Genomic DNA, 14,894 nt, shown 5'->3' with positions numbered 1-14,894 from the left:
ACAATTATGAAACCATCATGATTTTTCAAACAAGCAGTGGGATGAATAAATCTGATAGCTTCATCACAGATAAAAAACAAATTATAAACAGATGAAAAACTTAAAAAATACCTTGAAAATATTGCCGTTACTGTTGTTACTGGTATTGGTAAGCTGTAAAAAGAAAAATGCTGCACCCGATGCAGTTGCTGAAGAAATAGCAGCTAAAGAGCTATTGGATTATTACATCGTAGCCGAACATGCAATTGGCCCCAATAAGTTAATGATATTATATTTTACCGAAGATAACCTGGCTATAAAGGCTCAGGCACATCTTTTAGATGGCAATAAGGTTATAAATGTAGATGTAAAAAAATCAGCATTCAGTATTGATTACTTTGGTGATGGAAAAGCGGTTTATAACTTTGTTGTTGAGAGAGATGCTACTGGAAAGTTAATTTTAAAATCTTATAGTTTCAATTTTAATGGACAAGGCAACGAGCTTGCCTATGCTACAATGGTAAAGACAAGGGCGGCACCCATCTTTACAGGCCTTTCCTATAAAATGATACCTAGCAATGTACCTTTTAATATGATCAATACTGGTACTCCCTTTAGTATCAAACCAAGATCAAGTACAGATAGAGGTGCCTTATTATGGGGCAGTAGTGGGCCTTACTTTTCTGAGCTAATAAATATAGGTTTTAAAACAGTTGATGGGGCGTATATGGCTGTATCTCTTCCCAACTGGAAGAGTATAGACAAACCAATTATGCTACTGGAAAGGAAAAATGAACTATTTATAGCGGCCAAAAATCCGTAATAACAAAATCCGGCGATAGCAATCCGGTAGTATCCTGTAAAACCTTAAAAAAAACTATACCATGAAAAATTTGAAAAACGCATATTTCATGCTAATCTTAACGGCATTGTTTGTAGCGATTGGTTGCAAAAAAGATAAAAAAGGGCCAAATGTAGATATCACAACAGGCTTACATGTAAAAGACGGTAAATACCTGGCAGATAAGTGTGGCAGTAAAGTTATACTGCGAGGTGTAAACATGGGTAACATCTACGCTGTAAACTTCGGCTTAAAAGAGTTAGAAGAAATAGAAAAAACTGGGGCAAACAACGTACGTATTGTATTAGAAAGGAACTATAAAGACTGGGCAAATGGCGGTGCAGTTACTGCTTTAACAGCTGCTAAAATAGAGCCTGTAATTACCACTTGTTTAGCCAAAGGGATGATTCCGATTTTAGAACTGCATGACTTTACCGGAAGTGCAAACGCAGCTGCAGACTTGCAACAAGCCGCTCAATGGTGGACAAGTGCCGGCATAAAAAGCATGCTTCAAAAATACCAGAAATCAATCATTTTAAATATTGCAAACGAGCCAGATAATGGTTCAGCTTCTGATGCAGGTTATGCAGATGCTAACCTCAACGCTGTTAAAGCAATAAGAAATGCAGGTTATACCTGCCCTATAATGATTGACGCTGCAAATTGGGGTAAGGACCATGTATTTTTCTTATATAAAGGACAGGCACTAATGGATGCCGACCCGTTGCATAATTTGCTGTTTAGTGTACATGCCTATTGGCCAACTAAAGGTAAATTTGGGGATTACAGCGATGCTAAAATTACCGCAGATTTTGGAGCACTTAAACAATCAGGTTTGCCAATTGTACTTGGCGAGCTGGCCTGGGCCGATATACAAACTACAAACATAAATAATCACGATGTAGAAGTGCCATATACCATCAATTATAAGTTGTTAATGAAACTGTGTCAGGAAAATGAATTTGGTTATATCGCCTGGTGGTGGGGTTTCAATAACAATCCTGGCGCTAACAATCAATTAAGTATGACACAGGACGGCTTATACAACGGCTTAGCTGCTGCTGGTAAGGAGATAGCTGTTAACGATGTCAATTCTATTAAAAACACATCAAAACGTATCTGCCAATAAAACCTTAAATCCTATGAAAAAGCAAATCTTGTTCAGTTTGGCTTATGGTTTAGGTGCAGCTCCCGGCGTAAAACTATTTAATTAAACTAAAAACCAATCAATTATGAAAAATTTACTAGTGATCACTCTATGCTTTTTAAGCATTGCCTTTATTGCAAAGGCGCAAACAAAAAAGCCGGTTAAAAAAACAACCACCACCACTAAAACAACGCCCGCTAAAACAACGGCTACCACCAGAACAACTACAACCAAGCCTGTTGCAACAGATGAGGAAACCGGAGTTAAAGCTGCGAAGCAAACTAAAACAAACGCTGGAAATACCAGCGGTTACAAAGCAGCAATAGGTTTAAAATTTATTTACGGCGTAGCACTAACAGGTAAAGTTTTCATCAGTAAGAAATCTGCGCTCGAAGGTATTTTAAAGTATAACGGTGCTGGTGGTTTGGGGAGCAACATTGCATTTAGTGGATTGTATGAATATCATGCACCGATTAAAGGTGTTGATGGTTTGCGTTGGTACCTTGGTGGTGGTGGGCATGTAAATTATTTCAGTTGGAAAGATAGCGATGTTGATGCGGTAACCAGTTTTGGAGTTGCCGGGATTGTAGGTTTAGAGTACAAATTTGCAAACCTCCCATTAGCGGTAAGTGCCGATTGGCAGCCAGGCTTTATGATTAGCCCAAGCAGTGGTTTCTCTGCAGAAAATGGTGGTATCGGCATTAAATATACTTTCTAATCGTTAAATCAAAAACTTTTGCCATGAAAAATCTGAATGAATCTGATCCCGCCAGATGACGGACTAACCAGTTGTAAAACTCCCTATTGCATACACCAAGAAAATAAACGAAATTTAATTAAAAATAAGATGTTAAAAGCAGCGATATTAGATGATGAGGTTAAGGGGAGCAAACTGCTTAGCCAAAAGCTTGAATTTTTTGAAGATGAACTACAGGTAGTTGGGATTTTCAATCAGCCGGCCAAAGCGTTAAATTCCATTGTTGAGCTTAAACCAGATGTACTTTTTTTAGATGTTGAAATGCCGGAAATAAATGGCTTTCAGTTTTTAGAGCGTTTGGGCAGCTTTGACTTTGAAGTAATTTTTACTACCGCATACGATAGCTACACCCTTGAGGCACTTCGGTTAAGTGCGGTAGATTATTTGCTCAAACCGGTTGATGAAGAAGAACTTAAATCCGCGATTATCAGATTAAGGAAACGTGTAGCAGAAAAATCTAACTACAAATCCTTAAAAAAAGAAAAAATCAATAGCAATCGGTTAGCGCTGACTACTGCCGAGGGTATATACATAGTTGATAAGACCCAAATTATCAGGGTTGAAGCCATGAGCAATTACAGCGTGTTTATACTGGCCGACAGTAAAAAAATTGTCGTTTCCAAAACCTTAAAGGAATTTGAAAACATGTTAGATGATGATTTTTTTACACGTATCAGTCGTTCTATGATCATCAATTTAACTTATGTGGTTAAGTATCGTAAAGGAGACGGGGGAACTTTGGAGCTCTCTGATGGCTCAGAAGTTGAAGTATCGACCCAAAGAAAAGACGCCTTACTACAGAAGTTGTTTTGATTGTTTGATTAATTATCAAAATCGATAATTTTGACAAGCTTTCGTGTGATTTATAGTCCAATGAAGATTACCGAATTTTGATTTTCAAGTGCTGTAAAATATAATATTACCAGTGGTCTTACATAAGCATTAAATAAAGTAACCTTATCTTCTGTTCCAAGCTGTTTCAATTCCTTTTTGACCTCAGTTGATAGGCCATCATACATTTTAGAAAAACCATCAAAAGTTTCAATTTTATTGCTTTTTATCCATTTTGCAATTTCAATTATTTCAGAACTGGGAAGAAATCCGCCAATATCTCCTACGCTAACACTTTTGCGAACAGAACGACCAAAAAGCATCTTGTAAGGAATCGTATCTTCGTTTATAAAAGGGTCAGTCGTATTTAAAAAAATCATTCCTAAATCACTTGTCATTTTATATAGATCAACCTTTGTATCCTTCGTTTTAGCAATTTGTATTTCTATATCCTTTAAATCTTCAAATTTTTCTGCTTTTCCAACTCTATATAAATTAATTGAAATTCCAAAAGTTGTTTGTTTGTAATTGGTAGAGGGAAGTAATTTTTGACTATTTTTATCATGATTTATAGAATATGATCTCATAGATTCTTGATTATCAAGTGTAGTCAGAAATAGAAATGGGACTAACAGAAGATGTTTGAGTACTATCATTGTCGAACAAATATTAATTTTGTGAATGCAATTAACAGATTATTTAACTAACTTTTAACTGTTAGTCAAAAAATGTTTAGGCTATGTCTTTTAACATCATGATCATGCAATATTCTCCAGATACTGAAGTACCTCTTCTTTCTTTCTGCTCGAAACCGGAATGTGTTCTTTATTCTCCATTTGTAAATAACCTTCGCGGTAATACTTTTTAACATAGTTGAAATTTACCAGATAAGATTGATGACACCTCAAAAAACCAAATGGTGTGAGTAAATTCTCGTATTCTTTCAGCCCCTTAGAAACCAGTATTTCTTTTCCGTTTTTTAAATAAAAAGTAGTGTAGCCCTTATCACTCTTACAAAATACAATCTCTTCCATGGTAACAACTTCAATGCATTCGATATTCTTTAAAGCAATACGCCTGGCGGTGCCCACACCTTGCGCAAGGTAATGAGCTTTGGCAATGGCTAGTTGTTGCTGATTGAAAGCCTCTTGTTCCTTATGGTGAAAACATTTATTTAAAACAGTGTTTAATGAAATTTCATCAATAGGTTTAAGTAAGTAACCAAAAGCGCCCAAATTCAATGCTTGAATAGCATATTGGTCATAAGCTGTAAGAAAAACAACCTGAAAATCGCTCGTCCCAATTTCATCAAAAAGATGAAAGCTATCACCATCCTTTAATCGGATATCTGCCAGAATAATATCCGGTGCTAAGGCAGGTATCTCAATTGCAGCTACCGAAATTTGATCTGAAGCACCTACTACTTCGACAAAGCTGATTTTTTTTAAAATCTGCAAAATATGCTGCATGATTCGCACTTCATCTTCCAGGATATATAGTCTCATTTTCTTGTTTTTTTATTCTTCAATCAGGGGTATGATGATTTCAGCAATTACACCTTGCCCGCCCCCTTGTTTTTTATCATTTACAGTAAATTTTGCGTTTTGCCCATTTGATACAAATAATAAGGCTAACCGCTCTTTAAGAATAACCTGGGCTAAGGATTGCTTCTTTTGTTTATTTACATCATTATTATTGATTCCGCTGCCATTATCGTCAACCTTTATTACCAGGAACTTGTTTTCTTTATTAAAAGAAATTTCCAAAGCACCTTTGTAATTGATATGCCTAAAGCCGTGTTCTATGGCATTCTCTACAAAAGGTTGTATCAGCATAGGCGGGATAAGTGTATGTTCAAGGCTTAAATTTTCATCTACAATAATCTGATAGTTAAACACACCATCATAGCGCATTTGCTGCAACCGGATGTAGTCATTTAAAGAACTTAATTCTTCAGCCAGCGCTATAAAATCCTTCCGGTTTTGCTCCAAAACACCTCGTAACAAGCCCGAAAATGAGTTAAGATAGGAAACTGATTCGTCAACATGGCCTGAGGCAATTAAACTCTGCAGGTTGGCGATGGCATTAAAAATAAAATGTGGATTCAATTGAGTTTGCAATAACTTATGCTCAATGTTCAGTCTTTGGTTCTCAGATTTCAACAAGGTGTTTTTTCCTTTTAGACGCTGTTGGCGATAAAGGAAATAAAAGAAAAAGAGAACCCCTAAAAAAATCAATGTTAACAAAACAAGTGTCCACCGTTGCTGCGTTATAAGGGTTTCATTTAACTTGTTCCGTTCATTCAATTCTACTATACTCCGGTCTTTTTTTTCAGTTTCGTATTTCTCTTGGATTTCTGCAATCTTAACCGCCTCAATAGCATTATGATTCCTGAATCCTATGGTATAGGAAGAGTCTGCAGCCTCCAGGGCCCTTACAAAATCGCCCTTTAGTATATAGGCATCTTTTAGTCCATTGTAATGCAATTCTTTTTGCTTATTGAACTTATTATTTTTTTCCAGCTCAATACCCTCCCGATAATACTTGATGGCCGAGTCAGGTTGCTTATTTCGAATAAACGATGTTGCCAGATTGTTATAAGCAATGTCATTCAGGTTGTTACTTTTTTTAAGATAATTAAAATACTTCTTACTATACTCCAGCGTTTTTACAGTTTGATTTTGCCGCGCATAAATTTGCGATTCATTATTGTAGGTACGGGCAATGGCAAGACTATCTCCGATTTTAAATGCTAGTTCACGGGCTTTACCATTATAAAACCTCATTTTTTGATAATTCCCCAATCGCGATGCCAGCATAAAAGAAATATCATAATACCGCTGTTTAACAACCGGATGAGCTTTATATGGATGTTGTTCAAAATATAGATCCGAGTATTTAAGCGATTTTTCCTCATTTTTATTTTGAAAATAAGCTTTAGCCAATAAATCGTAAAATCGGTACCTAATACGGCTATGAACCCTTTCAGCAATCTCTATTGCGGCAAATATCTTTTCCATTACCTTTGGTTCTACCAATAGTCCATCTCCAAAACTCTGACTTAGTACTCCGTAAGTCTTCAATATTTGTACATCATCATCCGGCGTTTTGCCTTTCATTTTTTGATACGCTGCAACGGCACTATCCTGCTTTTTTTCCAGCAAATATTTTCTTGCTTTAAAATAATGAAAATAGGAATCGTAGGGATGATTATAAACTTTGAAATCACTGATTTCCCTTTCAATTGCCCTTTTGTAGGCCTCAGTTGACAGGGTGTCCTGGGCAATAATTGTCGCCAAATAATCTTTTTCTGGCCTGGTTGTTTGAGCATTCTCTTTTTGCACTTTAGCTGTATTTTCTCCATTTCTGCAGGCACAGAATATCAAAATACCACAAAACAGAAAACGGGCAAAAATGGTTGATGTACTATTCATTAACGAAGACACTATATCCTTTGAATGTGATTAAAATTGTTAATATGTTTAAACAAAACTACTCAGTCTGGTCGCTTAAAAGTTTTCTGATCTGATAGTAACCTTTCAACCAATCTAAGATCTATATAGTAATTGCCTTTTTCATTTGGAGTCAAAGATATGTTTTGTAAACTTTCTTACAATACATATATTCCTGATAAGGATGGTTGTCTATTTGAACTTTTTCTCGCTGAGAATTTTTCCCTGAATTGGTTGAACATGTAAACTTCGGTGTATGCCAGGGTCGGTACAAGCGAAAATTGATATACGGTGGTTTTGAGTCAATATCTGTCGGTTCTATATAAATATTCGTCGTTATAGAATCATATCATAAGTACATTTTTTATTTCTACAATTGGCCTTCATACCTGATGAATTTCTTATCATAAAAATCTGTCGAAGTCTACAGGATATTGGCATCGGGATTTATGAAAAAACAATCATTACAGATATACATCCAAAATCCACGAATATTGGCGCATAGGGTACAAATATAAAATCACAGTTTTTTGAGTGATTTTTAATGCTGAGTATTACAGAAAATAAGGAATATGGCATCATCTACCTATGCATACATCCTTATTCATTTAATTCACATTAAAAACAAAAATTATGAAAAAATTATGTGCTGCGTTATTATTCTCTTTTATAGGAATAAGCGCTTTTGCAAGTGATCTGACACCTAAAGTTAAGGGTGCAACACTAGAGGTTAAAACAACCTTGAAAAAAGACAAAATTGAGGTATCAACAGCGAAAGAAGCGGTTGGAAAACTTAAACGTGTACAAGTGAGAGTTGACTGGATGGACGAATGTGGCAATACAATGGCTATATATGTATCAGCACCACAGGGTACACCCTATGGTGACTATTGGATGGCAGCTGCCAACCATGCAATTAACATTATGAGAAATAATGGTGGTTGTTTATATTAATTCGACCGTTAGATTCCCGGGGTGCTTTTAACCCCTTATTTTTTATCCCTTACAATAAACCTGATGCGTAATTACATCAAGCTTATTGCAGCTGCACTGTTATTGTGCAGCTGCTATGCTTTTAACTATAAAAACATAACTGAACCACCTACCGGAGTTGCTTATTATCACTTTTTTCACATCCGGGATACAACAAATACAGGTATTTTATGGGAAGAGGATTTTATGATGCCTTTTAATGCGTACCAAAGCTTTTATACAAGCGCTACAAAGATGACCCAGGATTCAATCCAGATGGCAAAGATAGAAGCAGCTATGAAAACCGGGAGCAGTTCAGTAAATATGGGTACTTTATTACGAACGACCAGTGATAACATTTACCTGAACGAAAAGGAAAGCACACTATATATAAACAAGAACTTTAACAGAAACAACTACCTGATAAAAGAGGCTTTAGAAAAAATAAACTGGAAAATTGAACAGGAAACCATAGAAATATTGGGCTATACCTGCCAGAAAGCTACAGGTAAGTGCAAAGGCAGACAATATACAGCCTGGTTTACTACCGATATACCTGCAAGTCTTGGCCCATGGAAATTACACGGCCTGCCAGGTTTAATTTTAGAAGCGTATGATGCAAGTCAGAGAATAAAATTCACTTGTACAAAAGTGGTTACAAGTGGCAAAATTCCAACTTCATTATCATTGGAACTACCTGCAGATGCTACAGCAACTACTGCCTCAGCATATCATCAAATGGAAAAAGCGAGCAAAAATGGCTTTGGTATGGATGTCATGAATTCAAGTGGTTTAACCATTGATAATGTAACTGTAGATAAAAACGGATCTGGTACAACACGCAAGAAATTCGTAATGAATTTTCCATTGGAATTAACCAACTAAGCAAATAAGCTTTGTGCAAAAAAAAACTATTTTATTCTTCCTTTTAATATTTTCTACTCGTTTACTTTATGCCCAAAGTACCATAACCATAAATGGAATCGTAAAAGACAGTATTGGCAGCCCTGTTGACTTTGCCTCTGTAACCCTGATCAATGAAAATGGCGCAGGAATTTCTTTTACAAAAACAGATCAGCAGGGCTTATTTAATACTGGATTCCAGGGAAACAAAGAGCGTCTTTCTCTAAAAATAACGGCTATAGGTTATCAGCAACTTGTGGTTCCGCTTTCCACTATCGCTCATTATCCTTATGTTGCGACACTAAAAAAAGCTTACAATCAATTATCAGAAGTTACCATAAAATCAAAAAGTAAGATATCTCTATCCAGCGATACATTAAAATATAATGTCAGCGCATTCAAGGATAAAAACGATCGGGTAATTGCGGATTTGATCGCCAGACTTCCGGGCATTCAGGTAGATGACAATGGTGCCATCAGCTACAATGGGAAGCGTATAACCAATGTGTATATAGATGGTGATAATCTTTTGGATGGGAAGTATAGAACTGCCACCAATAATGTGCCTGTTGATGCTGTAGAGCAGGTTCAGGTGATAGAAAAAGATCAACCAATCAAAGCTTTAAATGGTTATATGGTAGCCAATAACATTTCGTTAAATTTAAAACTTGCCGATTATGCCCGAACCATTACCATCAACACCGGTTTTTTAGGTTTAGGCAACAAAGCCTATGTTGCAGAATTGAATAATCTTATTTTTAAAAAGAGAATTAAGAGCATAAACAATTTAAAAGTAAATAACATTGGTCAGAATCTACAAACAGAGCATGCCAACATCGGGGTATCTTTTAATAGCAGTGAAATTGGTTTAAAAACCCCAAGGCCATACCTTTCTATGATGAGTGAGCGAACCCCCACTCTGGCCGAGAAATATCACCTCATAAATAATGATAACGCAGGGAATATCAATGCGCTTTATAAACTTAAATCTGACTGGGCCTTACGCTTAAATATTGCAGCCCTGGAACTAAAAAGAAATTACAATTACAACAATTCGGTTAATTACTTCTTGCCGAATGCTGATACCGTTCGTTACAATGAAATACAGCATGCCATTGAAAAACTAAGCCAATGGCAAATTGGTGCCCAAATAGAGAAAAACAGCAATTCGATATATTTAAAATCTAACACAAAACTAGATCTCCCCAAATGGGATCGAAGTGGCGGCACAAGTCAAAATAACGTGGCATTTAAGCAGATACAGCCAACAAATCAACTATCCCTGAGCAATGAAACTAATCTTACAAAGGCAATGGGTGTAGATCAAGTATTGCAATACAACTCTGTGCTACAGTTCTATAAAATGAACGAAAATCTAAAGATCTCTCCGGGAGTTCAGCAAGACATCGTTAATGATAGCATAGGCTATTTGATGCTTAATCAGCAAGTAAGATCAAAAAACCTCTTTATAAATCAATCTGCTACCTATAAAACAAAATTTGATCGTTTTATCCTTTCTGCATCGTTAGGCGCATATTACGAACACAATACACTTTATAGTGATTTATACAAAACCGACAGTTTAAACGTAATCAGCACAGTCGGCAAAGACTTTAGAAATGATGTCGTGTTCGAAAACATGGGGTTCTATGGAAAAGCGGCATTAATTTACCAGCTGCAAAGAGGCTCCTTAAGCATAGAAACCACTCCTGCCTACAGCTTTATAAAGTACAATGCAATAAAAGCAAACGCTGAAAAAAACACCTGTTTTCTGCTTAACCCAATAATAGAATTCCGTAACAAACCAGGAAAATATAGTGAGCTTAATTTTAGATATAGCCAGCAAACCAGCTTTGGAGAAATTACTGATATTTATACCGGTAATATATTGGCCAGCTACAGGCAGTTCAGCGCTAATGACACACCCTTGCCCAAAACAGATCTACAAACTATTGGAGCCAGATATGCCTATCGTAAACCCATAAAAATGTTATTTTACTTTATCTCCTTAAACTACGATAGAACCGCGCAGAATTTTATAAATTCTTATGTTATTGATAGTGGTGTTACCAAAGCTATTGCCATAGATTATAAAAATGTCACAAACAAGTATGCCTTTAGTGGAAATATTTCGAAATATCTATTTTCAATTGCTACTAATATTTCAGCAAGCGTAAATATAGGATTGCAACAGGGAAACAGTCTGTACAACAACGAAATTTCCCCTTTCAATGCTTACAGCATGAATTTATCGCTAACAGCGAGAAAAAAAATATTATCTAAAATAACAATTTCACTAACCGGAGATCTGGGAAAATTCATCAATGAACAAAATACATTGGGTGATCCGGTGATAAAGAACATCACCAGGTTAAGCAAAATAAAAGCAGAATGGCAACAAAATTTAGGCGATCAGATAGCTTATACGATTGCTTATAATTTTACTTCTTATAAGCAGGCATTAAGACAGATGGTAAATAATAGCTTCCTGGATTTGAATTTAAAATACAGTCCTCCCAAGTGGAAAAGCTTTTTTGAGCTTCAGTGCATAAATTTGATCAATCAGAACCTTTATCAACAAATCAATTCGGATTCAAATCAATTATCGACATTTCAATTACCACTAAGACCACGAACACTCTTGTTAAAGTACTCGTTTACCTTTTAAACGTCTTTTTGACTAATACGTAATGCTAAACGTTCCAGTTGATTGAAACACCTTTTCTGGAGAATCCAGAGAATAATTGAGCGTTATTTTAGAATTAAAATCCCCTTCAATTAAGGTATTTGCTACCTTAAATTTCTTTACAGAAACAGATCCGGGCGAATAGCTGCTGCCCCATGTCATGAGATAATTCTTACCTGGCGAACTAAAGCCAAGAGTGTAAATTGGAAAACTCCCCCCAGATTCTCCGACGTAAGTAATAAAAAAACTTTTTTTATTTACTTCACTCTCTGCATGAATTACGGTAGTCATTACACCATTGACGAATACATTTTCAAATTTAACTATGTCTTGGGGTGCTTGAAAAATATGTGTCACGCCGTCTAAAGTAATGTTTACATTCCCTTTTTGCAAAAGAGTACATGGAGAAATTGGCGGTATCGAGTTTTTAATGCCTATGCTGAAAAACGTTGAAGTATTTTTATAGATTTCCTTATTCTGTTCATCGTATAAGGTTAATGCTCCATTTGAGCCGAGCGAATTACTACAATTGATAAAACTAAAATTATATACCCCATTTTTAATTTCGCTTTTATATTTCTTATTGTTAAATACAAATTCAGCTTTTCCTTTTAGGGGTGCAAAACTGCAGTCTTCAAGTTTTCCGGTAATCGAGGTTATATAAGTATCCAGATCGACCTGAAAAGTCTGGTTACCAATTGCCAGCGGTTCTATTGAACCAACACCTAATAATGCAATTCTATTACCACATTGACTAAAAATGGCCGTCCTTCCGGGTCTTCCTGCTGGAATATAAATTAAACATATTCCTTTTGAATTAATGGGAGATGCTTGCTCACCACCCGTAAATTCTTCTGGTACATTGCGAAAAACAAAATCTGTAGCAGGGTTCAAATTTTTATCCCTAACATAAGCCTTTAATAATGCAGGTCGGTAGGCCGTCCCCCATCCTAAATAGGTTAATCTTGTGGTTGTCCCTTCCAAAAAATCACCATTCAACTTCGCAGAACCATTAGCAGACCAATTTCCTTCTGTTTCATTAAAAGCCCATGCACTCGTGGTGCCAGAAACGTAAATGGATCTCCAGCCCATATTAAAACCATAACTCATCGGTTTTGAAAGTTTTAGCTTCTCTCCTGCTTGCCCATACAAGCCTATACCAAAGCTCGCCCAAAAACTGATCGCCATTTTCTCACCTGCAGCTGAAAAACCTCTTGCATCACCAGGATATTCATCAGAACCAAATGATCGCATTTTAACACTAACAGTGCCTTGGTAATCGCTGCCATCTTCTTTGAGGACACCATTGGCCTGAAAAACTAATCTTGCATCACTTGTTGTAACTGTTCCGCCATTGACTGAATTAAAAGTACCGGCAACCAACTCTGGCCTTAGATAAAATTTTAAGCCCCCTAGCGTAGTATTTTTCTCAACCACTAAAGTTTTACTATAGTTAAAATACCCTTGTTTAGAGATTCTGAGAATTACATTATCTGTATTCGTAACCGTACCATTGTACTCAAATAGACCTGCACTATTCGTTATAATTGACTTTCCATCAATAATCACGGAAACACCACTCGCTGCCGAACCGTCGCCATTAAGTACAACTCCAGAAATACCAACTTCATCCACCCCCAGTTGTGGCACAACAGGAGTAACAATTACATCGGTATTATTATTTTTTTTACACCCAAGGAATAAGAATACTATGAGTATGAATGTTTGGATGGCGCTAATTTTCATTTAACAAAAATAATTATTTTTTTGTCATGACCAATCCTTCATACCATAGAATGAAAACCAATAAAAAGGCTATAGAATAATCTATAACCCTTTTAATAATTTTTCTGAAAAACTTTAACACTATACTAACATGGCGTTATCTTTTGTGATCCCGCTGGGATTTGCACTTAGTGTCAAAATCAGCGTTTAAATAGTTCTAGTTCATCCAAATCTATAACTCTTTGTCAATCCCCTTATATTTCAAAAATTCTTTCCGCATAAAGCTGACCGCACGGCTCATCTGCACCTTTGCACTGTTTTCCGAAATATTAAGAATAGCAGCAATTTGACTAAATTTATACTCTTTCTCCAATCGCATGAGTACGATATCCCGGCCTCGCTGTGGTAGTTTTTGTATAATCAGGCCTAGCAAATCCAGCGTAACCTTGTCGTTATAAACATCTTTTTCTTCAACAACGTTTAAACTATCCGACCATAACATCGCTTCTACAATACCCTGATGATGAGTATCGTGTACTTTTCGATCTCTGAGGTAGTTTAAACAACGGTTCCTCACCGTTCGAAACAAGTAAGCCTTTATAGAAATAGAAACAATATCCACATTTTCATACAACTTCATAAAAGCATCCTGTACAATATCCTCAGCAGCTTCCATATCCCATATATAATGGCTGGCAAAGGATAGAAGATGCGGATAGTATTCTTTGAATACTACCAAATAAGCATCTTCATCCTTTGCCTTAAGCTTTTGAATCAATAAAGAATCTTCTATAATCATGGTTGTTATACAGAGACACTTAACTCCTAAAAAGGTTACCGACTCATTTCAAGCTCTACTCTAAGTTTTTTACCTAAGGTAGAGTTTTGCAGTTCTGTTGTATAGTCCTTTAAAAGCGCTGAAAGTTTAGGTCCCAAACCGGGCTGAAATTGATGGCAGTAAAGTATAGCTACTAAACCTATATAGCTTTTAGTATGATTTTTTATAAATCCGGTTACATTGTTTACTGCACTTCGATTGACCCGTTCTAATGCTTGCTGATAAGCATCTACTTCTCCTTCTTTCACTTCTACATCTCCACCCATATTAACACCCCTTGTATAACGTCTATTAACAGATTCAACTCCCGTATTTCTATCATTGAGCATAGCCATTAAAGTAGTATATTCTGAAACAATTTGCACTGGAGGATCCATCTTCCAATTGCTGAAAGAACCTTCAAATTTCAAATGAAACTCGCCTTTATCTACGTAAAGTGTAATAGCTTCGACAGTTTTTTCCTCTTCTTTCTTGAATTCATTCAATTGCTTTCCATCAGGACTCATAATCAAAACCATTTTCGATGGTTCCGTTATCATAATGCTTTTTTCGAATTTACCGTTCACAATTTTTGCAGAATCCATCATTTTTATTTGTTTTTCCTTTACAACATCGGTATAAGTAAAATAAATAACTGCTTGTGGTTGATAACCTGTCAATTCGCCAAAAATCCTCACCTTGTTTTGAGCATTAATCTGAACTGAGACCACCATTAATCCGATTAATAAAAAGTACTGTTTCAATTTTTTCATAATTATTTTTT

The 14,894-nt window shown here is 36.0% G+C and carries 14 protein-coding genes; 7 read left to right on the top strand and 7 right to left on the bottom strand.

Annotated features, from left to right (window positions below):
- Positions 1-91: 91 nt before the first annotated feature.
- The 4 genes from ABIE26_RS05995 (at position 92) to ABIE26_RS05980 (ending at position 3,537) form a co-directional block, all read left to right on the top strand.
- Entirely contained in the window at positions 92-802 is a 711-nt protein-coding gene (locus ABIE26_RS05995) for a hypothetical protein (RefSeq protein WP_310138942.1), read from the top strand.
- Positions 803-863: 61 nt separating this feature from the next.
- Positions 864-1,949: a cellulase family glycosylhydrolase gene (locus tag ABIE26_RS05990; RefSeq protein ID WP_310138944.1), complete on the top strand. Its 1,086-nt coding sequence runs from the start codon at positions 864-866 to the stop codon at positions 1,947-1,949.
- 103 nt (positions 1,950-2,052) lie between these two features.
- Positions 2,053-2,685, top strand: a complete 633-nt coding sequence (locus tag ABIE26_RS05985; protein WP_310138946.1) for a hypothetical protein — start codon at positions 2,053-2,055, stop codon at positions 2,683-2,685.
- A gap of 129 nt (positions 2,686-2,814) precedes the next feature.
- Positions 2,815-3,537 carry a LytR/AlgR family response regulator transcription factor gene (locus ABIE26_RS05980; protein WP_310138948.1) on the top strand — a complete coding sequence of 241 codons (723 nt, stop codon included), beginning with the start codon at positions 2,815-2,817 and terminating at the stop codon, positions 3,535-3,537.
- A 50-nt stretch (positions 3,538-3,587) separates the two neighbouring features.
- Here ABIE26_RS05980 and ABIE26_RS05975 read toward each other — a convergent pair whose 3' ends face one another.
- From ABIE26_RS05975 to ABIE26_RS05965, 3 genes are all read right to left on the bottom strand, one after another.
- A complete protein-coding gene (locus ABIE26_RS05975) occupies positions 3,588-4,142 on the bottom strand; it encodes a hypothetical protein (RefSeq protein WP_310138950.1) in 555 nt (184 codons plus the stop codon).
- Positions 4,143-4,313: 171 nt separating this feature from the next.
- Complete coding sequence (locus ABIE26_RS05970) at positions 4,314-5,060, bottom strand: LytR/AlgR family response regulator transcription factor (protein ID WP_310138951.1); 747 nt, start codon at positions 5,058-5,060, stop codon at positions 4,314-4,316.
- 12 nt (positions 5,061-5,072) lie between these two features.
- On the bottom strand, positions 5,073-6,989 hold the full coding sequence (locus ABIE26_RS05965; RefSeq protein ID WP_310138954.1) for a tetratricopeptide repeat-containing sensor histidine kinase: 1,917 nt from the start codon (positions 6,987-6,989) through the stop codon (positions 5,073-5,075).
- Between the two features lie 651 nt (positions 6,990-7,640).
- Between ABIE26_RS05965 and ABIE26_RS05960 the strand changes: the two genes are divergently transcribed.
- Together ABIE26_RS05960 and ABIE26_RS05955 are read left to right on the top strand one after the other, a co-directional pair.
- Positions 7,641-7,961: a hypothetical protein gene (locus ABIE26_RS05960; RefSeq protein WP_310138956.1), complete on the top strand. Its 321-nt coding sequence runs from the start codon at positions 7,641-7,643 to the stop codon at positions 7,959-7,961.
- A gap of 63 nt (positions 7,962-8,024) precedes the next feature.
- Positions 8,025-8,864, top strand: a complete 840-nt coding sequence (locus ABIE26_RS05955) for a GLPGLI family protein (RefSeq protein WP_310138958.1) — start codon at positions 8,025-8,027, stop codon at positions 8,862-8,864.
- Between the two features lie 394 nt (positions 8,865-9,258).
- Here the strand turns inward: ABIE26_RS05955 and ABIE26_RS05950 are convergent, their stop codons facing one another.
- Positions 9,259-9,492 carry a hypothetical protein gene (locus tag ABIE26_RS05950; RefSeq protein ID WP_310138959.1) on the bottom strand — a complete coding sequence of 78 codons (234 nt, stop codon included), beginning with the start codon at positions 9,490-9,492 and terminating at the stop codon, positions 9,259-9,261.
- Here ABIE26_RS05950 and ABIE26_RS05945 point away from each other — a divergent pair.
- Positions 9,475-11,550: a hypothetical protein gene (locus ABIE26_RS05945; protein ID WP_310138961.1), complete on the top strand. Its 2,076-nt coding sequence runs from the start codon at positions 9,475-9,477 to the stop codon at positions 11,548-11,550. The genes ABIE26_RS05950 and ABIE26_RS05945 overlap by 18 nt on opposite strands.
- A 12-nt stretch (positions 11,551-11,562) precedes the next feature.
- Here the strand turns inward: ABIE26_RS05945 and ABIE26_RS05940 are convergent, their stop codons facing one another.
- From ABIE26_RS05940 to ABIE26_RS05930, 3 genes are all read right to left on the bottom strand, one after another.
- A complete protein-coding gene (locus ABIE26_RS05940; RefSeq protein ID WP_310138964.1) occupies positions 11,563-13,314 on the bottom strand; it encodes a hypothetical protein in 1,752 nt (583 codons plus the stop codon).
- Between the two features lie 211 nt (positions 13,315-13,525).
- Positions 13,526-14,092, bottom strand: coding sequence for an RNA polymerase sigma factor (locus ABIE26_RS05935; protein WP_310138966.1), 567 nt, complete (start codon positions 14,090-14,092; stop codon positions 13,526-13,528).
- 35 nt (positions 14,093-14,127) lie between these two features.
- Positions 14,128-14,883 (bottom strand): DUF4369 domain-containing protein, encoded by a 756-nt coding sequence (locus tag ABIE26_RS05930; protein WP_310138968.1) that lies wholly within the window; start codon positions 14,881-14,883, stop codon positions 14,128-14,130.
- Positions 14,884-14,894 lie beyond the last annotated feature (11 nt).

Source organism: Pedobacter africanus, assembly GCF_040548825.1.
Classification (GTDB): Bacteria; Bacteroidota; Bacteroidia; order Sphingobacteriales; family Sphingobacteriaceae; genus Pedobacter; species Pedobacter africanus_A.
The sequence above is the reverse complement of the archived record's forward strand: the minus strand, read 5'-3'. Positions and strand labels throughout refer to the sequence as shown.

Excerpts from the sequence above, each read along its gene's own strand:
- ABIE26_RS05960 (WP_310138956.1), top strand. The coding sequence starts at position 7,641 with ATGAAAAAATTATGTGCTGCGTTATTATTCTCTTTTATAGGAATAAGC.
- ABIE26_RS05970 (WP_310138951.1), bottom strand. The coding sequence starts at position 5,060 with ATGAGACTATATATCCTGGAAGATGAAGTGCGAATCATGCAGCATATT.
- ABIE26_RS05975 (WP_310138950.1), bottom strand. The coding sequence starts at position 4,142 with ATGAGATCATATTCTATAAATCATGATAAAAATAGTCAAAAATTACTT.
- ABIE26_RS05940 (WP_310138964.1), bottom strand. The coding sequence starts at position 13,314 with ATGAAAATTAGCGCCATCCAAACATTCATACTCATAGTATTCTTATTC.
- ABIE26_RS05980 (WP_310138948.1), top strand. The coding sequence starts at position 2,815 with ATGTTAAAAGCAGCGATATTAGATGATGAGGTTAAGGGGAGCAAACTG.
- ABIE26_RS05935 (WP_310138966.1), bottom strand. The coding sequence starts at position 14,092 with ATGATTATAGAAGATTCTTTATTGATTCAAAAGCTTAAGGCAAAGGAT.
- ABIE26_RS05955 (WP_310138958.1), top strand. The coding sequence starts at position 8,025 with ATGCGTAATTACATCAAGCTTATTGCAGCTGCACTGTTATTGTGCAGC.
- ABIE26_RS05985 (WP_310138946.1), top strand. The coding sequence starts at position 2,053 with ATGAAAAATTTACTAGTGATCACTCTATGCTTTTTAAGCATTGCCTTT.
- ABIE26_RS05990 (WP_310138944.1), top strand. The coding sequence starts at position 864 with ATGAAAAATTTGAAAAACGCATATTTCATGCTAATCTTAACGGCATTG.
- ABIE26_RS05965 (WP_310138954.1), bottom strand. The coding sequence starts at position 6,989 with ATGAATAGTACATCAACCATTTTTGCCCGTTTTCTGTTTTGTGGTATT.
- ABIE26_RS05930 (WP_310138968.1), bottom strand. The coding sequence starts at position 14,883 with ATGAAAAAATTGAAACAGTACTTTTTATTAATCGGATTAATGGTGGTC.
- ABIE26_RS05995 (WP_310138942.1), top strand. The coding sequence starts at position 92 with ATGAAAAACTTAAAAAATACCTTGAAAATATTGCCGTTACTGTTGTTA.